This is a genomic window from Polaribacter sp. WD7 (assembly GCF_003335085.1).
GTDB lineage: Bacteria > Bacteroidota > Bacteroidia > Flavobacteriales > Flavobacteriaceae > Polaribacter.
The window spans coordinates 175,275-200,745 of sequence record NZ_QPEJ01000015.1 but is presented as its reverse complement, the minus strand read 5'-3'; the positions used below and the strand labels follow the sequence as shown (position 1 = coordinate 200,745).

The 25,471-nt window shown below is 30.3% G+C and carries 23 protein-coding genes; 10 read left to right on the top strand and 13 right to left on the bottom strand.

Going from position 1 to position 25,471, the window contains the following annotated elements; all coding sequences use genetic code 11:
• Positions 1 to 135 precede the first annotated feature (135 nt).
• Positions 136 to 864 carry an RNA methyltransferase gene (locus DUT90_RS03460; protein WP_114425407.1) on the bottom strand — a complete coding sequence of 243 codons (729 nt, stop codon included), beginning with the start codon at positions 862 to 864 and terminating at the stop codon, positions 136 to 138.
• A gap of 69 nt (positions 865 to 933) precedes the next feature.
• Here DUT90_RS03460 and DUT90_RS03455 point away from each other — a divergent pair, with 69 nt between their 5' ends.
• The 7 genes from DUT90_RS03455 (at position 934) to DUT90_RS03420 (ending at position 11,416) form a co-directional block, all read left to right on the top strand.
• A complete protein-coding gene (locus tag DUT90_RS03455) occupies positions 934 to 3,435 on the top strand; it encodes a BamA/TamA family outer membrane protein (RefSeq protein WP_114425405.1) in 2,502 nt (833 codons plus the stop codon).
• A 94-nt stretch (positions 3,436 to 3,529) separates the two neighbouring features.
• On the top strand, positions 3,530 to 4,597 hold the full coding sequence (gene fbaA, locus DUT90_RS03450) for a class II fructose-bisphosphate aldolase (protein ID WP_114425403.1): 1,068 nt from the start codon (positions 3,530 to 3,532) through the stop codon (positions 4,595 to 4,597).
• 161 nt (positions 4,598 to 4,758) lie between these two features.
• Positions 4,759 to 5,631 (top strand): acetyl-CoA carboxylase, carboxyltransferase subunit beta, encoded by an 873-nt coding sequence (accD, locus tag DUT90_RS03445; RefSeq protein WP_114425401.1) that lies wholly within the window; start codon positions 4,759 to 4,761, stop codon positions 5,629 to 5,631.
• A 150-nt stretch (positions 5,632 to 5,781) separates the two neighbouring features.
• A complete protein-coding gene (rpsO, locus tag DUT90_RS03440) occupies positions 5,782 to 6,051 on the top strand; it encodes a 30S ribosomal protein S15 (protein WP_114425399.1) in 270 nt (89 codons plus the stop codon).
• A gap of 312 nt (positions 6,052 to 6,363) precedes the next feature.
• Positions 6,364 to 8,601 (top strand): polyribonucleotide nucleotidyltransferase, encoded by a 2,238-nt coding sequence (locus DUT90_RS03430; RefSeq protein ID WP_114425395.1) that lies wholly within the window; start codon positions 6,364 to 6,366, stop codon positions 8,599 to 8,601.
• A gap of 107 nt (positions 8,602 to 8,708) precedes the next feature.
• Positions 8,709 to 9,833, top strand: coding sequence for a 2-amino-4-hydroxy-6-hydroxymethyldihydropteridine diphosphokinase (gene folK, locus DUT90_RS03425; protein WP_114425393.1), 1,125 nt, complete (start codon positions 8,709 to 8,711; stop codon positions 9,831 to 9,833).
• 68 nt (positions 9,834 to 9,901) lie between these two features.
• Positions 9,902 to 11,416, top strand: coding sequence for an OmpA family protein (locus DUT90_RS03420; protein WP_181858136.1), 1,515 nt, complete (start codon positions 9,902 to 9,904; stop codon positions 11,414 to 11,416).
• A 221-nt stretch (positions 11,417 to 11,637) separates the two neighbouring features.
• Here DUT90_RS03420 and gldC read toward each other — a convergent pair whose 3' ends face one another.
• The gene (gene gldC / locus DUT90_RS03415) at positions 11,638 to 11,976 is read right to left on the bottom strand and encodes a gliding motility protein GldC (RefSeq protein ID WP_114425389.1); all 339 of its coding nucleotides are present in this window, start codon (positions 11,974 to 11,976) and stop codon (positions 11,638 to 11,640) included.
• Entirely contained in the window at positions 11,976 to 12,935 is a 960-nt protein-coding gene (gene gldB, locus DUT90_RS03410) for a gliding motility lipoprotein GldB (protein ID WP_114425387.1), read from the bottom strand. The genes gldC and gldB overlap by 1 nt, the downstream gene beginning before the upstream one ends.
• Positions 12,936 to 12,994: 59 nt before the next feature.
• Between gldB and nadE the strand changes: the two genes are divergently transcribed.
• Complete coding sequence (gene nadE, locus DUT90_RS03405) at positions 12,995 to 13,783, top strand: NAD(+) synthase (RefSeq protein WP_114425385.1); 789 nt, start codon at positions 12,995 to 12,997, stop codon at positions 13,781 to 13,783.
• Positions 13,784 to 14,439: 656 nt separating this feature from the next.
• On the opposite strand, the gene dnaG is transcribed toward nadE, so the two are convergent.
• The 10 genes from dnaG to mce all read right to left on the bottom strand — a co-directional run bounded on the left by dnaG (position 14,440) and on the right by mce (position 23,810).
• Positions 14,440 to 16,452, bottom strand: a complete 2,013-nt coding sequence (gene dnaG, locus DUT90_RS03400; protein WP_114425383.1) for a DNA primase — start codon at positions 16,450 to 16,452, stop codon at positions 14,440 to 14,442.
• A 235-nt stretch (positions 16,453 to 16,687) separates the two neighbouring features.
• Entirely contained in the window at positions 16,688 to 17,926 is a 1,239-nt protein-coding gene (gene clpX, locus DUT90_RS03395; RefSeq protein WP_114425640.1) for an ATP-dependent Clp protease ATP-binding subunit ClpX, read from the bottom strand.
• 77 nt (positions 17,927 to 18,003) lie between these two features.
• On the bottom strand, positions 18,004 to 18,663 hold the full coding sequence (gene clpP / locus DUT90_RS03390) for an ATP-dependent Clp endopeptidase proteolytic subunit ClpP (protein ID WP_114425381.1): 660 nt from the start codon (positions 18,661 to 18,663) through the stop codon (positions 18,004 to 18,006).
• Between the two features lie 174 nt (positions 18,664 to 18,837).
• Complete coding sequence (gene tig / locus DUT90_RS03385) at positions 18,838 to 20,160, bottom strand: trigger factor (RefSeq protein WP_114425379.1); 1,323 nt, start codon at positions 20,158 to 20,160, stop codon at positions 18,838 to 18,840.
• 87 nt (positions 20,161 to 20,247) lie between these two features.
• Positions 20,248 to 20,604 carry a phage holin family protein gene (locus tag DUT90_RS03380; RefSeq protein ID WP_114425377.1) on the bottom strand — a complete coding sequence of 119 codons (357 nt, stop codon included), beginning with the start codon at positions 20,602 to 20,604 and terminating at the stop codon, positions 20,248 to 20,250.
• A gap of 86 nt (positions 20,605 to 20,690) precedes the next feature.
• Entirely contained in the window at positions 20,691 to 21,389 is a 699-nt protein-coding gene (gene truB, locus DUT90_RS03375) for a tRNA pseudouridine(55) synthase TruB (protein ID WP_114425375.1), read from the bottom strand.
• A gap of 22 nt (positions 21,390 to 21,411) precedes the next feature.
• Positions 21,412 to 22,206, bottom strand: coding sequence for an undecaprenyl-diphosphate phosphatase (locus DUT90_RS03370; protein ID WP_114425373.1), 795 nt, complete (start codon positions 22,204 to 22,206; stop codon positions 21,412 to 21,414).
• Position 22,207: 1 nt separating this feature from the next.
• The gene (locus DUT90_RS03365; protein WP_114425371.1) at positions 22,208 to 22,450 is read right to left on the bottom strand and encodes a DUF3098 domain-containing protein; all 243 of its coding nucleotides are present in this window, start codon (positions 22,448 to 22,450) and stop codon (positions 22,208 to 22,210) included.
• 4 nt (positions 22,451 to 22,454) lie between these two features.
• The gene (locus tag DUT90_RS03360) at positions 22,455 to 23,333 is read right to left on the bottom strand and encodes an ABC transporter permease (RefSeq protein ID WP_114425369.1); all 879 of its coding nucleotides are present in this window, start codon (positions 23,331 to 23,333) and stop codon (positions 22,455 to 22,457) included.
• A gap of 75 nt (positions 23,334 to 23,408) precedes the next feature.
• Positions 23,409 to 23,810 carry a methylmalonyl-CoA epimerase gene (mce, locus tag DUT90_RS03355; protein ID WP_114425368.1) on the bottom strand — a complete coding sequence of 134 codons (402 nt, stop codon included), beginning with the start codon at positions 23,808 to 23,810 and terminating at the stop codon, positions 23,409 to 23,411.
• A gap of 424 nt (positions 23,811 to 24,234) precedes the next feature.
• On the opposite strand from mce, the gene DUT90_RS03350 reads away from it, so the two are divergent.
• Together DUT90_RS03350 and DUT90_RS03345 are read left to right on the top strand one after the other, a co-directional pair.
• On the top strand, positions 24,235 to 24,819 hold the full coding sequence (locus tag DUT90_RS03350) for a hypothetical protein (RefSeq protein ID WP_114425366.1): 585 nt from the start codon (positions 24,235 to 24,237) through the stop codon (positions 24,817 to 24,819).
• Between the two features lie 71 nt (positions 24,820 to 24,890).
• Positions 24,891 to 25,469 (top strand): hypothetical protein, encoded by a 579-nt coding sequence (locus tag DUT90_RS03345; RefSeq protein ID WP_114425365.1) that lies wholly within the window; start codon positions 24,891 to 24,893, stop codon positions 25,467 to 25,469.
• The last annotated feature ends 2 nt before the right edge of the window (positions 25,470 to 25,471 follow it).

Genomic DNA, 25,471 nt, shown 5'->3' with positions numbered 1-25,471 from the left:
TAACTTGAATTCGGCCTATAAAAACTTGATTTCAATTCAATTTTTATCTATATCACTCCTAAAAACCAGACAATTCAGTAGTTTTTTTAGCATTGTATTTTAAATCAAACTCACGTTAATTAAGATATTTACTTACTAATTTCTTCTAAATTCACTTAGTAAAACTGCTGTTGCAGTAGCAACATTTAAACTTTCAGTAGCTTGATTTTTTCCAAATCTTGGAATGGATATACTATTTTCAATAAGGTTTTTAAGTTTTGCAGAAACTCCGTTCGCTTCATTACCCATTAACAAAATAGCCTCTTTTGGCAATGTAGTTTTATATACATTTTCACCATCCATCTCTGCTATAAATGCTGGTAATTTGCTATTGTTTATAAAATTTTCTAAATCTAAATATCGAACTGCAATCCTAGTCAAAGATCCCATACTTGCTTGTACCACTTTAGAGTTATAACAATCTACAGTGTCTTTAGAACAAATGAGCTCTTCAACACCAAACCAATCACATAATCTAATAATGGTTCCTAAATTACCGGGGTCATTTACACCGTCTAAAGCAACACAAAAACCTTTATTCACAAACTCCTGTCCTTCTGGAATTTTAAACAACGCCAAGACTTTATTAGGATTTTTTAGTGTACTAATTTTTTTTAATTCAACCTCAGAAATTACTGTCATTTTTTCTTCAGAAACATCAAACAAAACAGAATCTACACAAAATAACATTTCCAATTTAAATTTAGAATTCAAAAATTCTTGCACAACTTTTATACCTTCAGCAATAAATAATTTATGCTTTTGTCTATACTTTTTTTGTGATAAACTTGTTATTAATTTAAGTTGATTTTTTGAGATATTCATTAATTGATTCTAATTAGAAATAAACCGCCGAAAAATACTATTTTTGAGGCTGACAGCATTGCTAAATTAATGAAAAAACTTTCTTTTTATTTATTTACACTTCTTATTTTGGCTTCTTGTAATTCTACAAAGCACGTGGCTGAAGATGAGCATATGCTAACACATAATTTTATATACGTAGATAGTGTAAAAGATAAAAGTGGTGATTTAGAAAATTACATTCTACAAAAACCTAACCCACGTTTTTTAGGTTTACCCTTTGGTTTATATATGCACAATTTAGGAAACCACAACAAACCAAAAACACCTTCTGAATGGGGATTAAAAAATCGTAGATCATATAATTTTATAAAAACCATTTTCTCAGAGAAACAAAGTATTGCATACTCAAAATGGTTTATTGGAGTAAACAATTGGTTTTTAGATTATCCTGAACCAGAAATCATAAATAAAAGAAAAGCTAAACAAACAGCAGATAACCTTTGGGCTTATTACAAAACGCAAGGTTTTTTTAAAGCTAAGGTAGATACTGTTGTAAATGAATATAAAAATAAAAAAGCTACTGTAGCTTACCACATATCACCAGGGCAACCTACCCTACTAGATACTATAAATATTAACCTAAAATCTGCCGTTTTAGATAGTATTTACAAAAATGAAAGTTCCGAGTCGCTTCTTATTTCAGGCAATCAATATAATGACAACACATTTAGAAACGAGGCTGCAAGAGTTGTAAAACTATTTAGAAATAACGGAATTTATAATTTTTCTGAATCTGCTTTGGGTTTTTATGTAGACTCTACGAGATTAGACTACAAAACCAATGTAGATTTTTTAATATCTGGTGATAGATTGGTAGAAAAAACAGGTAGGTATGAGAATATTCCTTTTAAAGTTCATAAAGTATCTAAAGTAGATGTTTTTACAGATTATGCTTTTAGCAAAATTGGTGAACCCTTTTTAGACTCTTTAAATTATGAAGGAATAAATTTTATAGCTCATAATAAAGTAAAGTACAATCCTAAATTTTTATCTAAGTCTATCTTTTTAAAACCTGATAAAATTTATAAAGACACTCTAAGAAACTTAACTAGAAATCATTTAAAAGGTCTTAAAAATTTCAAATCTACAAACATTAAGTTCAGCTTAATTCCCGGAACGGATGATGAATTAAAAATGCAAGTTTTTTTAGCTCCTATAGAAAAGTATACTTTGGGTTTAGAAACTGAACTTACTCACTCTAATATAAGAGAAATAGGTGCTTCCGCTAAATTTTCTATAACCAATAGAAATACATTTAGAGGAGCAGAATTGTTAAAATTATCCTTTTTAGGCTCTTACTTTACATCAAACAATGGTCCAGGTTGGGAAATTGGTGCAGATGCCTCTTTAGAAATACCGAGGTTTTTAGCACCTTTTGGATTAAATAGGCTTGTCCCTAAAAGAATGTCTCCAAGAACACTATTTTCTTTAGGATCTAGTTTTCAAAGAAATATAGGATTAGACAGACAAACGTTTACTTTTTTATCTGATTACAAATGGCAGTTTAATTCAAAAAAAACAATTCAGTTAGAAATTTTTAATACACAATATATTCAAAACTTAAATGTTAGTAGTTATTTTAATATTTATGGTTCTGAATTTAGAAATTTAGACAATGTTGCTCAAGTATACGATAATGTAAACGGAACCTCTTTTGCTCCGTTAAATGACAATATAGAAAATCAAGTAAGTAATGCATTACGTTTTATGAACATTGTTGCCAATAATACCAATTTTTTAAGATCTAATCCAGAAGAATACAATACTGCTTTAAACATTTTAAACAGGTACAACATCATTACATCAGATTTTTTAATTCCAACTTTAGCATATACCTATACCTATAATAGTCAAACAGATTTTAAAGACAATAAATTTTCCTTTTTTAGAATTCGTGTGGCAAACTCAGGTAACGTCTTGGGCCTTTTATCAAATAAAGAAAATGAAAACAACAAAAAGACCTTTGCAAACATACCTTTAGCTCAGTATTTTAAAACAGATATAGAATACAAACAATTTTGGGATATAGGCGCTACCTCTGTATTGGGTTTTAGAACTTTTTTAGGTGCTATTATCCCTTATGACAATTCAGACATACCCTTTACAAAAAGTTATTTTGCAGGTGGTTCTAATGATATTAGAGCGTGGCAAACTTATGAACTGGGTCCTGGAGGAACAAACAGCGGATTAGAATTTAACATTGGAAGTCTAAAATTTTTAACCAGTGCAGAATATCGTTTTCCAGTTTTTGGAAAACTAAAAGGAGCTCTTTTTGTTGATGCTGGTAACATTTGGGATATATCTAATACTGAATTTGAAAATTCTGAAGCCCGCTTTAATAATCTATCTTCTTTACAAGATATTGCGGTAGGTAGCGGTTTTGGTGCTAGATTAGACTTTAGTTTTCTTATTCTTCGTTTAGATGTTGGTTTTAAAACCTATGAACCTTATTTAGAGGGTAGTAAATGGCTTAGAAATTTTAACTTTCCAAACTCAGTTTTAAACATAGGTATTAACTACCCTTTCTAAATTTCACATAAATCCTATAACGTTTTCGTTTTTTTATAGGCATAATCGTCGTTATTTTAGTACTTTTGGTTATAAATTGATAAACCAGATAAATATGAGTCATAATATAAAACCAGGGGTTGCAACAGGTAAAGAAGTTCAAGCAATTTTTAATCTTGCTAAAGAAAAAGGATTTGCATTACCTGCTATTAATGTTGTAGGTTCTAATACAATCAATGGAGTTTTAGAAACTGCTAGAGATTTAAATTCTCCAGTAATCATTCAATTTTCTAATAGTGGTGCACAATTTAATGCTGGAAAAGGATTATCTAATGAAGGGCAACAATCTGCAATTGCTGGTGCCATTGCAGGAGCAAAACATGTACACGAATTGTCTTTAGCTTACGGTGTTCCTGTAATTTTACACACAGATCATTGTGCTAAGAAATTACTACCATGGATTGACGGTTTGCTAGACGCTTCTGAAAAACATTTTGAAGAAACAGGCAAACCTTTATATAGTTCTCATATGATAGATTTATCTGAAGAATCTATAGAAGAAAACATTGAAATCTGTAAAGAATACTTAGCTAGAATGAGCAAAATGGGTATGACTTTAGAGATTGAACTAGGGATTACTGGTGGTGAAGAAGATGGAGTAGACAATACAGATGTAGACGCTTCTAAACTATATACGCAACCAGAAGAAGTTGCCTACGCTTATGAAGAGTTATTAAAAATTTCTCCTCAGTTTACTATAGCTGCTGCTTTTGGTAATGTACACGGGGTTTATAAACCAGGAAATGTAAAATTGACTCCAAAAATTCTAAAAAACTCACAAGAATATATCTCTAAAAAATACAATGTACCACACAATACAATAGACTTTGTATTTCATGGTGGTTCTGGTTCTACTTTAGAAGAAATTAGAGAAGCAATTGGATATGGAGTAATTAAAATGAATATTGATACTGATTTACAATTTGCATTTACAGAAGGAATTAGAGACTATATGCAAGAAAAAGCAGCGTATTTAGCAACTCAAATTGGAAACCCTGATGGTGCAGACCAACCTAATAAAAAACATTATGACCCTAGAAAATGGTTACGTTTAGGTGAAGAAACTTTTAAAACACGTTTAAAGCAAGCTTTTGCAGACTTAAACAATGTAGATACTTTATAAACACGAGTACAATTTATTTTTATAAGCATTTTGATTTTTTCAAAATGCTTTTTTTACGACATTACTTTAATCTTAATAAGAGTTTAAAGAAAAATCTTTTACATTTGTAATTCTATTTATTTGTTAAAAAAAATAGAAAACAATCTATAAATACAACAACTATGGCTTGGTTTAAAAGAACAGATAAAGGTATACAAACCTCTACAGAAGATAAAAAAGATACTCCTAAAGGTTTGTGGTATAAGACTCCGAGTGGCAAAATCATAGACACCGAAGAATTAAAAAGAAACCTATATGTAAGTCCTGAGGATGGATATCATGTTAGAATTGGAAGCAAACATTATTTTGAGCTATTTTTTGATAATAACACCTTTACAGAATTAGATAAAAACCTAACCTCAAAAGACCCTTTAAAGTTTGAAGACACCAAAAAGTATCCAGATAGACTTAAAGCAGCACAAGAAAAAACCAAACTAAAAGATGCTGTTAGAACTGCAGTTGGTAAGTCTTTAGGAAAAGATTTGGTTATTGCCGCAATGGATTTTTCTTTTATTGGAGGATCTATGGGCTCTGTAGTTGGAGAAAAAATTGCAAGAGCAATTAACTATTCCATCCAAAATAAAATTCCTTTTTTAATGATTTCAAAATCTGGTGGAGCAAGAATGATGGAAGCTTCACTATCATTAATGCAGCTTGTAAAAACATCAGCAAAATTGGCACAATTAGCAGATGCAAAAATTCCATATATTTCATTATGTACAGATCCTACTACTGGCGGTACAACAGCTTCTTATGCCATGTTGGGAGATATTAATATTGCAGAGCCCAATGCTTTAATTGCCTTTGCAGGCCCAAGAGTAGTAAAAGATACAACTGGTAAAGAATTACCTGAAGGATTTCAAAAATCTGAATTTGTGCTAGAACATGGTTTTTTAGACGCAATTTATGAACGAAAAGACTTGAAGAAACAAGTAAATTTATATATCGATTTGATTCAAAACCTGCCTTTAAGAAAAGAAGAGGTAATATCGTAATAAAAAAGCTAGCAATTGCTAGCTTTTTTATTACGATAACTTTCTAAAAAGAAAGAAATTACAGCTTTATATTATAAAAAATAATTCTATATTTGCAGCCTCAACGAAAAACTCGTTGGTACGCATAAAAATCATTTAAATAATATTGGCATGTACTTAACAAAAGAAATTAAAGAAGGAATCTTCGAAAAACACGGTAAAGGAAAAAATGATACGGGTACTTCAGAAGGTCAAATTGCGTTATTTACGCACAGAATTAATCATTTAACAGAGCACCTAAAGCAAAATCGTAAAGATTTTAACACAGAGCGTTCTTTAGTAAGATTAGTAGGTAAACGTAGAAGTTTATTAGACTATTTAAAGAAAAAAGATATTGCAAGATATCGTGCAATAATCAAAGAATTAGGAATTAGAAAATAATTCTGATTATTAAAAAAGAGGTACAAATGTGCCTCTTTTTTAGTAATAAATATCTTACCTTTTTAAAATAGGTAGGCAATCATCCCCATGAAATGGGAACTTATAAAAAACACAATTCTGTCTAACAAACAGAACTATAATAAAGTTAATCTCAAATTAGCTTTACTTCTTACAACAGTAAGAAAAAAAATCAAAAGAACTAACAATCCTTTTGAATTTCCATTGGAAAACACACAACAACTATTTATGCTGATTTTTATTTCAGTACAACACAACAACAAACAAATTAAAAATTTAGAATTTTAAAAACTTATGATTCCAAAAGTATTTAAAGAGGTTATAGACCTTGGAGATGGAAGAACCATCACATTAGAAACCGGTAAATTAGCCAAACAAGCGCACGGTTCCGTTGTTGTTCAATCAGGTAAATGTATGTTATTGTGTACTGTAGTTTCTAACTACAACCAAGCAGACGTAGATTTTTTACCATTAACAGTAGATTATAGAGAAAAATTTGCTGCTGCAGGACGTTATCCTGGTGGTTTCTTTAAAAGAGAAGCAAGACCAAGTGACGGAGAAGTATTAACCATGCGTTTGGTAGACCGTGTATTACGTCCATTATTTCCAAAAGATTACCATGCAGAAACTCAGGTTATGATTCAAATGATGTCTCATGATGATGATGTTATGCCTGATGCAATGGCTGGTTTAGCAGCTTCTGCGGCTATTCAGTTATCAGATTTACCATTCGAATGCCCAATCTCTGAAGTAAGAGTAGCTAGAATAAATGGAGAATTTGTAATTAACCCCACAAGAGCTCAATTAGAAGACGCAGATATCGACATGATGGTTGGTGCTTCTGAAGATTCAGTAATGATGGTAGAAGGTGAAATGGATGAATGTTCTGAAGAAGAAATGGCAGAAGCAATAAAAGTTGCACACGAAGCCATTAAAGTACAATGTGCTGCTCAAGTTGCATTGGCTGAAGCTTTTGGAAAGAAAGAAACTCGTGAATACGAACCAGAAGTAGAAGATGAAGAGTTAGCAGCTAAAATTAAAGAATTAGTTTACGATAAAACCTACGCAATTGCAAAAGCAGGTTCTGCTAAACATGAAAGAAGTGCTGCATTTAGCGAAATTAAGGATGAGGTTTTCAATTCATTTTCGGAAGAAGAGCAAGCTGAATTCGGAAAACTAATCGGTAAGTATGTTGCAAAAGCACAGAAAACGGCTATTCGTGATTTAACTTTACAAGAGGGATTACGTTTAGACGGAAGAAAAACTACTGATATTAGACCAATTTGGTGTGAGGTAGATTATTTACCATCTACACACGGTTCATCAATCTTTACAAGAGGAGAAACACAAGCGTTAGCTACAGTAACTTTAGGAACTTCTAGAGAGGCAAATCAAATAGACATGCCATCTTACGAAGGTGAAGAAACATTCTATTTACACTATAATTTTCCACCATTCTCAACAGGAGAAGCACGTCCAATTAGAGGTACTTCTAGAAGAGAAGTTGGGCATGGAAATTTAGCACAAAGAGCGTTAAAAGGAATGATTCCTGCAGATTGCCCTTATACAGTAAGAGTTGTAAGTGAAGTATTAGAATCTAATGGTTCTTCTTCTATGGCAACAGTTTGTTCTGGAACAATGGCATTAATGGATGCTGGGGTTCAATTAAAGAAACCTGTTTCTGGTATTGCAATGGGATTAATTTCTGATGGTGATAACTATGCGGTTTTATCTGATATTTTAGGTGATGAAGATCATTTAGGTGATATGGACTTTAAAGTAACAGGAACTGCAGATGGTATTACAGCTTGTCAAATGGATATTAAAATCAAAGGATTAAGTTACGAGATTTTAGTAAATGCATTAAAGCAAGCAAGAGACGGTCGTTTACATATTTTAAGTAAACTAACCGATACTATTGAAACGCCAAATGCAGATGTTAAGGCTCACGCTCCTAAAATGATTACCAGAAGAATTCCTAATGACTTAATTGGTGCATTTATTGGCCCTGGAGGAAAACACATACAAGAATTACAAAAAGAAACTGAAACTACTATTGTAATTACAGAAGATCCAGTAACAGAAGAAGGTATTATTGAAATTTTAGGAACAAAACCTGAAGGAATGGACGCTGTAATTGCTAAAATAGAATCTATGCTATTTAAGCCAGAAAAAGGTTCTGTTTACGAAGTAAAAGTAATTAAAATGTTAGATTTTGGTGCAGTTGTAGAATATACAGAAGCTCCTGGAAACGAAGTTTTATTGCATGTAAGTGAATTAGCTTGGGAACGTACAGACAATGTTTCTGATGTAGTAAAATTAGGCGATGTTTTAGATGTTAAATACTTTGGTATAGACCCTAAAACGCGTAAAGAAAAAGTTTCTAGAAAAGCTTTATTAGAAAAACCAGAAGGTTGGACTCCAAGACCTCCAAGAGATAACAATCGTGGACGTGACAATAGAGGTAGAGATAACCGTGGACGTGACAACAGACGTGACGATAGAAAACCTAGAGAAGACAAAAAAGATTAATTTCTTTTTTACTAAAAAAAAAATCGTCAATTAATTTTGACGATTTTTTTTATTAATACAATTTAAATTCAATAATTAAAATCCTTTTATTTTCTTTGTAATCCTATATGCAAACTCAAAACATTACATACCTTTCCCTTGGTACAAACCAAGGTGATAAAGCAAAAAACTTACAAAATGCTATTAACCAAATAGACAAAAAAGTAGGCAATGTTTTACAAATTTCATCTATTTATAAAACAGCTTCATGGGGGTTTAATAGTGACGATTTTTACAATATATGTATAAAAGCTGTTACTAAATTAGATGCATATAAACTCTTAGAAACTTTATTAATCATAGAAAAAGATTTAGGAAGACAACAAAAAACCAAAGAAGAATACGAAGATCGAATAATAGATATAGATATATTACTTTTTAACAATGATGTTATTTTATCTAAAGATTTAATTATTCCTCATGCTAAGATGTTAGCGCGTAGGTTTGTTATGATTCCATTAGCAGAAATTGCTCCATCAATAATTCATCCCATTGCAAAAGAGCAAATTACTAATTCTGCTAAAAAATGTAATGACAATTCAGAAATTCAATCAATAGATATAAAACTCCTACAACCTGTATCTATTTCAGATAAGTATAATTATATTGCTATTGAGGGGAACATAGGAGCAGGTAAAACATCATTAACAAAAAAACTTTCAGAAGATTTTAATGCAAAAATTATATTAGAGCGTTTTGCAGAAAATGCCTTTTTACCAAAATTCTATAATGACAAAGAGCGTTTTGCTTTTCCTTTGGAGATGAGTTTTTTAGCAGATAGATATCAACAATTAACCGATGATTTAGGACAATTCGACTTATTTAAGAGTTTTATTATCTCAGATTATTATATTTTTAAATCGTTAATATTTGCTCAAGTAACTTTACAAAAAGATGAATATCTTTTACTTAGGAAAATATTTAACATCATGTATAAAGAAATTACAAAACCAGATTTATACATTTATTTATATCAGAATACAGAACGTTTATTAGAAAATATTAAAACAAGGGGAAGATCTTATGAACAACGTATAACATCTTCATATTTAAAAAAAATTCAAGAAGGTTATCAAGGTTTTATAAAAACAGAAGAAAACTTGAAAATTTTATTAATTGATGTGTCTGAAAAAGATTTTATCAAAAAAAATGAAGATTATCATTACATTGTGGACAAAATAAAGTGTTTTTAAAAAAAAAATGATACTTTTGCGTTCAAATGATTCCCCCCGATTATTCAAACAGGAAATTATACTTTAAAATGAGGAGAATTTTTTTATTTATCTTGCTTAGCACTTTAATAGTAGCTAAATCTTACAGTCAGTTTACAACAGACGAAATTACATATGGAAATAGAATTGATCTAGAAAACAGCAACAGTTGGGCTATCGGTGGTGGTATCACAAATTTTATCATGCATGGTGATTTACGTTCTATTGGTACTAGCGATGACACCAATTATTGGAATTTTGGTGCTATGGTCTACATTGACAAAATGTTTAATCCTCTATTAGGTTTAGAAGCAAAGCTTACGTATACCCAAATTTCTGGTGGAGCACAATATTTTAATAATGACCCAGATAACCATACTCCTTCTTACGTAAATATTAATAATCCTAATAGTGATAACTTTGTTCGCGATTTGGATAATCTTTTCTTTGAAGGTAGAGCTATTGGTGCTGAATTAAATTTGATTTTTAGTTTCACTAACTTATATCAAACAAATGCAAGTAAATGGCATGCTGCTGGTTATTTTGGTGTAGGGTATCATTTTTACAATTCTAAATTAGGAGAAAGAAATAGAACGGATAGTCCTAATGGAGAAGTATTTTTTCCAGATGCAGATTTTGGTAGCAATCCTGCAAGAAATAGTGTAGATAATGCTAGTTCTATCTATTTATCTGCTCAATTAGGTATAAAAAGAAGAATTAGTAAACGTGTAGATTTAGAATTTAGAACAGGGATGTACTTCAACTATGAAGACCATTTAGATGCAGCCATTACAAGAAAACAAGATTGGGAAACATTTTTTGTTACTAGTATTGGTTTAGCCGTTAAACTTGGTAAGAAGAAAATATTTACCATTTGGGGTGATGAAAACGGTGGTGGAAACCAGTTTAAAATTGTTGATACAGATAATGATGGTGTAATGGATCAATTAGATATTGAACCAAATACCCCCGCAGGTGTAATGGTGTATGGTAATGGTAAAGCTGTGGATTCTGACAAAGACGGTTTACCTGACTACAAAGACAAATGTCCATTAAAATACGGACCAATCTCTAACCAAGGTTGTCCTTTAAATACAGATGCTGATGGTGATGGAATTATGGACGGAGAAGATTTATGTCCTAATACCCCTGGTGTTGTCGAAAACAAAGGTTGTCCTAAGCAAGATGCAAGTGCACCTACTAATGTAACCCAACAAATTGGATTATTAGCCGCTAGCATATACTTTGATACAAATAGTGATAGAATTAAGAGTATTTCTTTTGGAACTATTGATAAGATTATCAACTTAATGAAAAAAGTTCCAGATGTTAATTTTATTATCGAAGGACATACAGACAATAGAAATAGTGATAGATATAACTTGTACCTATCTCAAAGAAGAGCAGCTAGTGTTAGAAAGTATATGATTAACCAAGGTATACCTGCTGAAAGATTAGAATCTAAAGGTTATGGTGAATCTAGACCTAAGTTCTCTAATGAAAATGCCGGTGGTAGACAATTAAACAGAAGAGTTGAAATTAAACCAGTAGGTGGTTTAGAATAAAAGAAACAACTTCATAAAATATAAAAGAGGCTACTTTTAAAAGTAGCCTCTTTTTCATTTGAATTATTTTACCTTATATCGTTAAATAAGCATTTAACAATTTTCAAGCATAATGACAGTCTACTCTTTAATAGCCACAATAGACTAAGCAAATAGAGCTTATTAAAAAAAGACCTTTAAAATTAATTTTAAAGATCTTTTTTAAATATTTGTTAACTAAATTATTGTTTTTTTAACTCTAATTTTTCTGCAAAATAATCACAGAAATCGCGCATTGTAGCACTCATTTTTTGGTCATCAGTAGCTCGTTCAAATGTATCTGCCATAGAAACTAAAGTTTGATGATAAAACTGTTTCATTTCATCTACAGGCATATCTTTTGTCCATAAATCCATACGCAAAGTATCTTTACTCTTATGATCCCAAACTGAAATCATAATTGCCTTAGAAGCCTCATTATTTATTCCTCCATCTTTTGCAGACCAAGAAATTTCTTCTGGTACTTTATTTTCATCTAAACCTACATTAAATTCAATTTTTGAATGGTGTTTTATTGACATTATTTTCTGGGTTTGTATTTAGATTTTTTAAATAAATCTTCTGGTTTAATTTTTAAAAACTCCTGCAAAGATACATCATTATTTTGCATGTAAGAATTAACAATTTGCCAACCAACCCATACTCCTATTTTACCAGGAGACATTTGATCTGCTTCTAAATAGAATTTTGAAAACGGAGCATCTTCTATAAACCGTTTATTTAATTTTGTACTTGTACTGTATAAAATTTTCTTTTCTATAAAATATTGCCAAATGTTTTCTTCATTCTCTTCAGCCCAATGTAACTTATCTATAGTATATCCAATTTTCAATTTATTTGAAACTAGAGGTAAATATAGATCTAGCAAGTACATTTTCTTTCCTTCATAAATTATTTTGTTTATAAAACTTCTGTTATTATTATTTAGAATTTGAGTAGAAATAATAGATTTTGCAACGTCTACAACAATATTGTCTTTTGTATTATTTTCTTTAATATATGAAGGATAGTCTGAGTAGAAAGGATGTTTCTTACCTAAATAAGCGTCTACAGAGATTAACAGCAAACTATCTGTATAAATAACTCTATTTGAGTAATCTATATTTGTCAATAGTGTAATAACATTTGGAGCTCTAAATTTTCTATTGTAATATTTTATATGTTTAAATAGAGAACCAAGTTGCGTTTTAACGCCTGAAAAATCTTGATATATTTTTTGTGATTCAATAAACAATTCTTGTTCTGTACTATCATTGATTTTAGATAGTGCTAGACTATCACTAAAAGAAGGTGGAAATAAAAATGGATATTTTTCTTTTACGCCTTTTAAAGAAAATTTGTTTGCATTATAAAAATCAACATCAAACCTTTTTACCGAAAAATCAACATTAATATTAGAAACATCAATTTGGGTCTTTTTTTTATCAGAACATGAAAAAAACAAGGGCAAAACTATTAATACTCTTAAAAAAAATCTCATAATCTTTGTATCTTAGTATCTGGATTTAAGAACGACAAAATTACTAAAATAGTTTATCAATGAATACCGAAAAAGTTTCAAAACATATTATTGGTTGGTTAAAAGAATATGCTGAAAATGCAAACGTTAATGGCTTTGTTGTAGGTGTGTCTGGTGGAATAGATTCTGCATTAACCTCTACATTATGCGCAAAAACAGGTTTACCTACTTTATGTGTAGAAATGCCTATTCATCAAGCAGAAAGTCAAGTTAGTAGAGCTCAAGAGCACATAAGGCAATTAAAAGCAAAATTTAAGAATGTTTCTGATGTAAGAGTTGATCTAACAAATACTTTTGAAACCTTTAAAAAAGTTGTTCCTATTACAAATGATACTTCTAAAGTAGATTTATCTTTAGCCAACACGAGAGCTAGACTTAGAATGACTAGTTTGTATTATTTAGCAGGTATACACGGCTTATTAGTGGCTGGTACAGGAAATAAAGTTGAGGATTTTGGCGTTGGATTTTATACTAAATATGGAGATGGTGGTGTAGATTTAAGTCCTATTGCAGACTTAATGAAGTCTGAAGTATATGCTCTAGCTGCTTTTTTAGAAGTTCCTAATTCTATACAAACAGCACAACCAACTGACGGTTTGTTTGGAGATAGTAGGACAGATGAAGACCAGCTCGGAGCCTCTTATGATGAATTAGAGTGGGCAATGCAAATGCAAGATGCTGGTAAAACCGAAGATAATTTTAATGGAAGACAACAAGAAGTATTCAAAATTTATGCTCGTTTAAACCGCATAAACCAACATAAAATGTTGCCAATTCCTGTTTGTGAAATTCCAAAAGAACTGAAATAATAAATTCTTCTTTTATTAAAAATGCCTTAATCTAAGATTAAGGCATTTTTTATTTTTTAATTATAGTTATAGCAAATTAGCTGCTACCATCATTTCTTTAATTTTCATGTAAGCTCTTTTTTTGGAACCTTTTGATATCTCAAAGGGTAACAAGATAAACAATTGAGCAATTCTTAATAATTGTAAAAATTTTTTCATAGTTGAGAAACTTGTTTTGTTAGAGTCTGCAATATAAGAATTTATAATTTAATCATAAATTTAACTGATAGGGGAAAATACCTGTTTTTATATTTTCATAATATCTGAGGTTAAATTTATTTTAACTTAAAAGATTTATTTACAGATAAATATAATTTCATATAGCCTTAAACACAAATTAAAATGATAATCTAGCTCTCTAATCTTAGACAATTTTAGCAGTAGAAATAACAATTTCTTAAAAGAAAACTGATACAATTAATGCATTAATTTTTTTGTGCGCTCTTCTTTTTGAGCCTTTAGAAATTTCAAATGGTAGGGTAATAAAGAGTAAAACAATCTTTAATAAGGCTAAGATTTTTTTCATATTGCGGTTTGGTTAAAGTAAGTTGTTTTACTTTAGATGAAGAAAGTAGAAAAAGGTTGCGTAGAGTATTTGTTTTTTTTTAATCTTTAGATTATACTACTCTATTTAACTTTTCAAAAAGTCTCATTTTTAAATTTGTGTAATTTTGAATCACTTCTAAATCTATAACTACACTTTCTTCCTGAGTTGCTTGACTCATTAACTCATCAATTTTTTCGCCAATTAAAATTCGCCTTAGATTAAAGACTGAGTCGTTAACCAATTTGTGTAATACTTCTATAGCATCGGCAACAAAGATGTTTTGAGAATCCCATCTACTTAATTGATGCTTCTCTTCGTCCATTAAAATAGAAGTGACTGTTGTGGCTATATTTGGATTACTATGATTGATTAAGAGATCTGTATTTAGTTGTTCTGACTGATTTAACTGATGAATAATTTCTGTATAAATTTCTTGAAAAACTGGATTAGAAAAGACTATTTCATCATCCTGAATGTGTAAATAAATTTCTGCTGATACCGTATTTTGGTACTTTCTAATAGTTATAGTCTCTTTTCCATCTTCGTCTACATTTACAATTTCTTCTGTAAACTCTACCTCTTCATTACCATACAACAATAAAATTCTAATAATCTCCTTTTCTAAAATTGATAACTGGTCAATTTTCTGTGGTGTTACATTACCTACTTTTACCATACCCATTTGAGCCTGTTCTTGCTCTAAAAAGTATTCTGGAGGTGGCTGATTAAGATCTACATTAGTATGTTGTTTAGACTTTGTTGGTCTGTTTCTTTGGGTTGTTTCTTTCTTTAAAAGTTGTGCTAACTCACTAAATAGTACTCTTTCTGAAATATCCATAATTCGTGCACATTCTTGTACATATACTTCTCGTTGAATACCATCTGGAATTTTTGAAATACTAGTAACAATATCTCTAATTAAGCCTGCTTTTTTAACAGGATCATTTTTTGCATCTTTTAGTAAGAGTGATACTTTAAAATTGATAAAATCTTGGGCTGAGTTTTCTAAATAGTCCTTTAATTCTTTAGATGAGTGTGATTTTGCAAAACTATCTGGATCTTCTCCATCAGGAAATTGAACAACCTTTACGTTCATTCCTTGCTCTAAAATTAAATCGATTCCTCTAATAGAAGCTCTAACTCCTGCAGCATCACCATCAAATAAAACAGTGATGTTTTTTGTGAGACGATTTACCAATCTTATTTGATCTGGTGTTAAAGCTGTACCTGAAGAAGCTACCACATTTTGAATACCAGATTGATGAAAAGAAATAACATCTGTATAGCCTTCTACTAAGAAACAATTGTCTTGTTTTGCAATTTCTTTTTTAGCTTGATAAATTCCGTAAAGAATTTTACTTTTATGATAGATATCGCTTTCTGGAGAATTTAAATATTTAGCCGCTTTTTTATCATTGGTTAAAATTCTGCCTCCAAAACCTAAAATACGCCCAGACATAGAATGAATTGGAAACATTACTCTGCCTTTAAAACGGTCAAATTGTTTGTTTTCTTTAACTATAGTTAGACCTGTTGACGCTAAATATTTTAAATCGTAGCCTTTAGCTAGTGCTGCTTTTGTAAAATTATCCCACTCGTCTATACAATATCCTAAATCAAACTTTTTTATGGTTTCTTCTCTAAAACCTCTTTCTTTAAAGTAGCTTAAACCTATGGCTTTTCCTTTATTAGAGTTTAGCATGATATCATGAAAATAGTCTTTGGCAAAATTAGAGACCAAAAACATACTTTCTCTTTCATTCATCTGCGCTTTTTCTTCTGATGTTTGCTCTGTTTCTTCAATTTCTATATTGTATTTTTTTGCTAACCATCTTAAAGCCTCTGGATAGGTATAATGCTCATGCTCCATTAAAAAAGAAACAGCGTTTCCTCCTTTTCCTGTAGAAAAATCTTTCCAGATTTGTTTTACTGGTGATACCATAAAAGATGGAGATTTTTCGTCTGTAAACGGACTTAATCCTTTAAAGTTGCTTCCTGCTTTTTTGAGTTGTACAAATTCACCAATAACCTCTTCTACTCTTGCAGATTCGAAAACACGGTCTATGGTACTTCTTGATATCATTATTATTTGTTAGGAAAAGTGAAGACAAATATAAGAAGACCTCACAGGTTTTGAAAACCTGTGAGGTCTTTATCCAATAAAAACAGTATTTAATTTACTGTAGTTTATTTTGCTCACTATTGTTTAGGATATGCTGTATGCGTTAAGGATTGAGCAACTGTTTGAGCTCTTTTTTGTTTTTTGACAAAAAAAGCGAGTGCGAAAGCCTGACCTGAAGGGGAACGCCCAAAATATTTTAAGAAGCTGCTCTTAACTTTTTTAGTGTTGTATTTGTTAGTTTTGCCTCTGCATATTCTTTGGTTACATTAAATTCCTCTTGGTCTGAACTTGGCAAATCAAACATAGCATCTGTAAAAATAGCTTCACATAGAGAGCGTAACCCTCTTGCGCCCAACTTATATTCTACTGCTTTTTCTACGATATAATTTAGTGCATCTTCCTCTATGGTAAAATCAACTTCATCCATATGAAATAATTTTGCATATTGTTTGATGATTGAATTTTTAGGTTCTGTTAAAATGGCTCTTAGCGTTTTTGCATCTAAAGGATTCATGTAACTTAGTACAGGTAAACGTCCAATGATTTCTGGGATTAACCCAAATGATTTTAAATCTAAGGGAGTTATGTATTGCAATAAGTTTTCTTCGTCTATTTTATCTTCTTCTAAAGATGCTCCAAAACCAACCGCTTGTCTATTTAAACGTTTGCTTATGGTTTTGTCTATACCTGAAAAAGCACCACCTGCAATAAATAGGATATCTTTGGTGTCTACTTCTATAAATTTTTGCTCAGGATGTTTTCTACCTCCTTTTGGTGCAACATTTACAACGGCACCTTCTAATAACTTTAATAAGGCTTGCTGAACACCTTCTCCAGAAACGTCTCTAGTAATGGATGGGTTGTCTCCTTTTCTGGCAATTTTGTCTATTTCGTCAATAAAAACGATGCCTCTTTGTGCTTTTTCTACGTCGTAATCTGCAGCTTGTAATAGTCTACTTAAAATACTTTCTACATCTTCACCTACATAACCTGCTTGGGTGAGTACTGTTGCATCTACAATTGAAAAAGGAACGTTTAACATTTTTGCTATTGTTCTTGCTACTAATGTTTTTCCTGTTCCTGTTTCACCTACTAAAACGATGTTAGATTTTTCAATCTCTACCTCATCTTCTTCATTTTTTTCTTGCAACAATCTTTTATAGTGATTGTAAACTGCTACAGCCATTGCTCGTTTTGTTTCATCTTGACCAATAATGTATTGATCTAAAAACGTTTTGATTTCTAATGGTTTTTTTAGCGTTAAATCTTTAGATAAACTGTTGGATTTTGCTTCAGAGATTTCTTCTTCTACAATTCCGTGAGCTTGTTCTATACATTTATCGCATATATGCGCATCCATACCTGCAATTAGTAAATCTGTTTCTGCTTTTTTACGTCCACAGAACGAACATTCTAAGTTTTCTTCTTTTGACATTTGACTTGGTTTTTGGTTATTAGTTGGTAGTTGTCGGTTAAAAACCAAAAACCATCAACCAAAAACTAAATACTATTTTATTTTCTTGCTAAAACTTCATCAATCATTCCGTAAGCTTTCGCTTCATCTGCTTTCATCCAATAATCTCTATCTGAATCGTTGTGTACTTTTTCTACAGTTTGACCAGAATGATTTGCAATAATTTGATACAACTCGTCTTTTAACTTTAAGATTTCTCTTGCTGTAATTTCTATATCTGAAGCTTGACCTTGAGCCCCACCTAAAGGTTGGTGAATCATAATTCTAGAATGTGGTAATGCAGAACGTTTTCCTTTTTCTCCTGCACACATTAACACTGCCCCCATAGAAGCTGCCATTCCTGTACAAATTGTAGCTACGTCTGGCTTTATAAACTGCATGGTATCATAAATACCTAAACCTGCGTACACTCCTCCTCCTGGGGAATTTATATAAATTGAAATGTCTTTGTTGGCATCTACACTTTCTAAAAATAACAATTGTGCTTGAATAATATTGGCTACTTGATCATTAATACCTGTACCTAAAAATATAATTCTATCCATCATTAAACGAGAGAAAACATCCATTTGTGTGATGTTCATCTGACGTTCTTCCATGATGTAAGGCGTTAAACTACTTGTTATTTTATTGTAATATGTACTGTTTATACCGTGATGTTTTGTTGCGTATTTTTCGAACTCTTTTCCGTAATCCATTTTCGTGATTCTGTTTTAAGTTTAATAATGTAAAGATAAGAACTATTTTGTTACTATTTTGTTAGTGTTAGTCGCTAAAAAAACCTGAATCTATCAATTCAGGTTTTTTTAGATTTCTAACTTTGTTCAAAATAATAATATTGGTTTTAGAACAATGATAAAATTTATATCTATTTATTTGTAAACTTCTTTAATAAAGTCTTCGTAAGAAACCTCTTTAGTTTTAAATTTCATATTCTCTTTAAAGAAAGTCATTAATTTTTGACTAATTAATTGAGATTGTAATTTTTGAGCTTCTTCTTGGTTTTGTAAGATTCTACCAGCAATGTCATCCAATTCTTTTTCCTCTGGATTCATGTTACCAAATTGTGCCATTTGCGTTCTGATAAATCCTTTTGCATAATCTACCAATTCTTGATATTCTAGCTTGATGTCATTATCTTTCATAATCTTACCTTCAATTAACTGATAACGCAGTCCTTTTTCTGACTTTTCATATTCTGCTAAGGCCTCTTCTGTAGTCAATTCTTTTTCACCAGCTGTTTGTAGCCATTTTTGTAAAAATGATGCTGGTAAATCAAACTTTGTATTTTCTATTAAGTGCTCTGTTACTGCGTTTAATAATTGTTGGTCTGCTTGCTGTTGAAATTGCTTTTCTGCGTCTTCTTTAATTTTTTCTCTTAATTCTGTAGCCGTAGAAACACTTCCGTCTGTAAATAATTTATCAAACAATTCTTTGTCTAAATCTGCAGGTTCTGTTTTGGTAATTTCTTCTATAGTTAATGTAACAGTAGTATTTAAATCTTTAGCAACGTCTTGAGATACACCTAAAATGTATTGTAATTTATTATCGTCTTCAAACAACTTTTTAGTATCTAACTCAATAACGTCTCCAACTTTGGCACCAACAACTTTCTTTTCGTTTTTCTTTCCTTTTAAGTCTTTAACTAAAAACGTAGTTTTTTTGTTTATCTCATGCTCTTCATTTACAAAAGTCCCAGTTACATTAGCCTCTACTGTAGCTTCATCTAAAGAAGATACCTTACCGTAACGCGTTTGTAGATTCTTTACCTCTTCATCAAGTAAATCATCTGTAGCAACTATGTTGTACTGTATTACTTTATTTTTTCCTTTTAAATCTACATCAAATTCTGGAGCTAATCCTAATTCGAACTCAAAAGAAAATGTGTCTGCATCCCAGTTAAAATCGTCTTGAACTCTAGGTAAAGGATTTCCTAAAATATCTAGTTTTTCTTCTGTGATAAATTTATTTAAAGAGTCTTGTAAAAGCTTATTTACTTCATCTATCATTACAGATTTTCCGTATTGTTTTTTTACCATACCCATTGGCACATGCCCTTTTCTAAAACCAGGTATATCTGCTTTTTTACGATAATCTGTTAATACTTTTGTTACCTTTTCTTGGTAATCATCTGCAACAATATCAACTTTTACAACTGCGTTTAACGCATCTATGTTTTCTTTTGTAATATTCATTTCTTTGTTCTCTTGTTCTTAAAAAAATCGAGTGCAAAATTAATCAATTAAATTGATTTAACAACTCTTTAAACAGTTCTATTTCAGTTATTTTAATGATTTTTTTTCTTCCTTGATTAGAGAGAATAATGCAGCCCTAAAAATTGACAGTAAAATACTGAAAAACAGTGCTGCCCAAAAACCTGATACTGCAAAACCATCTATCAATTTATCTGCTAATAAAATAATACATGCGTTGATAACGAAGAGAAACAACCCTAAAGTTACAATAGTAGCGGGTAATGTAAAAAATATTAAAAGTGGACGAATAAACATATTTAATAGTGCAATGACTACAGCTACAATAATTGCTGAAAAATAACCCGCTACAGAAATACCTGGTAAGATATTTGCTAAGACAACAACAGCCAAGGCTGTTAATAATATTTTTAAAAAAGTTTTCATGGTTATGATTTTTTTAATTCAATTTGTAAATTACGAAAACCATACCATTTCTAAAAAACTGATTTTTTGGCAGTAAAATAAAATTTTTAAGAATCTACTACTGATAGTTCTGTAATAAAATCTTCTATTGTTTGCGCATTGTTGACTGAAAAATCTCCTATTTTAGTTCTTCTCAATGCAGATAGGTGAGCTCCAGAGTTTATAGCTGCACCAAAATCGTTTGCCAAAGAACGAATATATGTGCCTTTGCTACATACCACTCTAAATTCTACATTGGGTAAATTTACGCGAGTTATTTCAAACTCTAAAATGCTAACAGTTCTTGATTGTATTTCTGTAGTTTCACCTTTTCGAGCTAACTCGTATAACCGTTTTCCATCTTTTTTAATTGCTGAAAATATAGGTGGTTTTTGCTGAATATCTCCTAAAAAATCCTTGGTGGTTTTGATAAGTAGGTCTTCTGAAATGTGATCTGTTGCAAAGGTTGCATTGATTTGTGTTTCTAAGTCGTAACTAGGTGTTGTGGCACCTAGCGTAAAAGTTCCTGTATACTCTTTTATCTGCCCTTGATAGGTATTAATTTCTTTGGTTTGTTTACCTGTGCAAATTATTAATAAACCTGTAGCTAAAGGGTCTAAAGTACCTGCATGACCTACTTTAATTTTTTTTATATTAAAGCGTTGTTTTATATGCCAACGTAACTTATTTACGGCTTGAAAGGAAGTCCAATGTAGAGGTTTGTCAATTAATAAAACTTGTCCAGATTTAAAGTCTTCTCCTGTCATGTACTGTAATGTTTTACAGAAATTAATACATTATTGCATATCCAATAGCAATAACACCAACTATGGCGCAATATAGAGAGAAATAGGAAAGTTTACTTTTTTTAACCAAAGCAATCATCCATTTACAAGCCAATAAACCTGATAGAAATGCTGCAATAAAGCCAATAGCTATAGGTAAAGTTTCTGAAGATTGAAAATTTAAATCGCCACTTAAAACATCTTTTCCTATTTTTCCAAAAATTAATGGAACTACCATTAAAAAAGAAAAACGTGCCGCTTTAGTTCTATCTACTCCTAACAATACTGAAGTTGAAATTGTTGCTCCTGAACGAGAGATTCCTGGCAACATGGCAATGGCTTGAGAAATCCCTATGATTACTGAGTTGCTAAAAGAAACGTTTTTATTTGTATTTTTTGCTTTATCTGCCAATAACAAAAGTACCGCAGTAACTAACAACATTGCCCCTACTACCAGTATTTTTCCTCCAAAAAAAGACTCTAACTCTTCTTCAAACAAAAGACCTACTGCAACTGCAGGAATCATAGATAAAATAATTTTTACAGAAAACTTAAATTCTTCATTCCACTTAAATTGCAATAATCCCTTTATTATTTCAAAAACTTCTTTTCTAAAAATAACAAGCGTACTTAAGGCCGTAGCAAAATGCAATACTACAGTAAACGTTAAGCTTTCTTCTGGTACTGAAGTATCTCCTAAAATGACTTTGGCCAATTCTAAGTGACCACTTGAAGAAACTGGTAAAAATTCTGTTAGCCCTTGAATTATACCTAATATAATTGCTTCTATAATATCCATATTATTTTTTAGGATTTAAAAGAATGGCGTAAATTTCTATTCCTAACCCAACTATTACTAATGTGGGTGCTAAACGGATTCTCTGCCAATTGTATATTTCTTCATTAAAGACTTGAGGATTATCACTACCTCCTCCAGACATTAAAATAAATCCTAAAGTAATAACAACTAAACCAATAATCATAAAAAGGTAATTTTTTTTACCAAATAAAAATTCTGGTTTTTCTATTTTTTCTTCACTCATTGTATTAATAATAAAGTTGATCTGTTTGTAAATTTAAAAAGCGTTGTGTTGCAAAAAAAGTACTTACCCAAGTAACTATAAAAGAAGACAACAAAACACCTAACCCTAAAAAGGCTAAAGCGCTGTAATCTTTTAAAATCTCTAAAGAAGGTACGTACTTATCTATATAAAAAACAACAATACTCAGGCCTACAAGTGCGACAAAAGCACCTATTATTCCTAGTTTAATACCTTGCCAAATAAATGGCTTTCTTATAAAACTTTTGGTTGCACCAACCATTTGCATTGTTTTTATATTAAATCTTTTAGAATAAATAGACAATCGTATAGAACTGTTAATTAGAACAATAGCTATTAACGCAAAAAAGCCACTCACAACTAATATCCAAAAACTTATTCTTTTTATATTTTTTGTTAAAAGATTAATCAAAGGTTTATCGTAAGAAACATCTGCAACAAAAGCATTTTTTAAAAACCTAGTTTCTAACTCATGCATTTTTTCTGGAGTAACAAAATCTGCTTTTAAATAAATATCGATACCGTTTTTTAGTGGATTTTCTCCTAAAAATTTTAAAAAATCTTCGCCAATTTCTTTACTGTATTGTTTTGCTGCATTTTCTTTGCTTATATACAATACTTTTTTTGCGTAAGATTCTTTTTTTAAGGTCTCTTTAAATTTGAAAATTTTTTCGTTTGTAACTTCGTCTTTTAAAAACAATGTCATGGCAACCTTTTCTTTTACAGTATTGGCAACCCTAGTTGATTTTAATAAAATTAAACCTAAAACCCCTACCATAAATAACACTAAAGCAATACTTACTACTACTGAAAAGTAAGATGATCGCAAGCGTCTTTTCTGATAAGAATCAAATTTTGAAGACATTAATTTAGTTGTTTTATTATGAACGCAAGATAATAATTAGGATTTAGTTGACACTACCTGTTAATAGTATTTTAACTAACTGACTTCTTGACACAACTCTATTAAAACACCGTTGGTAGATTTTGGATGTAAAAAAGCGACTAATTTATTGTCTGCTCCCTTTTTAGGTATTGTATTTAAAACGGTAAACCCTTCCTTTTTTAATCGTTTTATTTCTGCTTTTATATCATCTACAGCAAATGCAATATGATGTATACCCTCGCCTTTTTTTTCGATAAATTTTGCAATGGCACTTCCTGGTTTAGTTGCTTGCAAAAGTTCTATTTTATTTGGTCCAGATTTAAAGAAGGAAGTTTTAACTCCTTCAGAAATAACTTCTTCTATCTTGTAATGTTCTTTTCCAAAAATTGAAGCGAATAAATGATTTGATGTTTCCAAATCTTTTACCGCTATTCCAATATGCTCTATTTTTTTCATAGTGTAAAAGTAAAAATCATTTTATGTTTTTTGATAAATATTTTCTTTAAAAACTAATTTTAAAATTATTTATTAGGCAAGTACTTTTTCAACAGAACTATTTTTTTGGATTTCTTTTTAAAAATAAAAACACCTTACCGAAAATCTGCAAGGTGTTTGGTTAGCAATTCCCCCTTAAAATTAAATTATAGTAGTACGTTTATACAATGCAAATCTCACACATTAGATTAAAAAAAACACCCGTTAAATACTTCTTATTTATACAGGAAAAACACCTTTTCATTTAAGGTGTACTCTCCTATTTTCTAAAATTAGAAAAAAATAAAATACTAATATTGAGAGCATTAAATAAATAATATAAATAACGTATGCTTTAAATAATATATTAAATTGTAAATTGTTGAAAATTTAATTAACCACTATCATGAAAAAAATAAATAAAATAACTTTTTTAATGTTATTAAGCTTATCTACATTATCCTCTTGTATTACATCAGAAAAAAAGGTATCTAAACCTACTAATTTGCTAACGTATAAAGAAATATCTTCTATGTTAAGACAGTATGATACCACTAAAAAAAGATTTTTAGATGCAAATAATACTAAAGAAGATGCTAGAATTATTAATATTCCTCTAGAGCAGCTTAAAAATTACATTGCGTATGTAGAAAAATTATCTAGAGAAAAAGAAATTGATATTACAGGTATTAATTTTATAATGAGTGCTTACCCTGCTAATTATAGTGATTCAAAATTACAAAACTATCAAACGTTTTTTTATATGCCGGCAACTACTATTAACGGAGAAGATAGAGTTAGTTTTGACCCACTACACTCCTCTGTAGGTAATCCTAAATCGTTAAGAGAATTACTGTTAGATTTTAATTATAATTGGGGTTACGATTCTTACAAAAACCCAACTATGCTAAAAAGACAAATGCTAAAGTCTAGTGACTTTGATTTAGAAAGTTCTGCGGGTAATAAAAATCATATGAGTCCACCTCTATAAGGAATACATTAATGCAAATACTACTAAATGTCTTAACTTTTCTTTCTGTTTTTATTTGTTTATTATATTACTTGAAAAATCGTAATAAAAATGGGGTGTTCTATTTTTTCTGTTATTTATTAGCTATAGTCTTAATTGATTATGCTGCAGGTATCATTCTTAAAAATGGTGGAACTACTTTAATACTTTACAATTGTTTAATATTTCTAGAATTCAATTTTTTATTCTTATTTTTTATTCAAATTGTAAGCAGAAAATCTTCTTTACAAATTATTAAATTAAGTTTGATTCTTTTTAATTTTACATATGTTCTATCTATATTTTATTATGGTTTCAAAAATATCTATTTAATTTACAACGCTATTTCAGCCCTTTTAGGATCTGCTTTAGTTGGCTGTATTTGTGTTATATATTTAAGAGAATTTCTACTATCTGACAAAGTAATTAATTATAAGAAAGATGTTACTTTTTGGTTTACTATAGGCTTATTAATCTACTACATTGGAGGTATGCCATTTACAGCCATTATAAATTACATGAAAGAGATGCCAGAAGTAATCGATTTGTTTTTGATTATGAATGGACTCACTATTTTTATGCATATTTGCTTTATTATAGGATTTATATGGAGCTGGAAAGAAGTAAAATAATT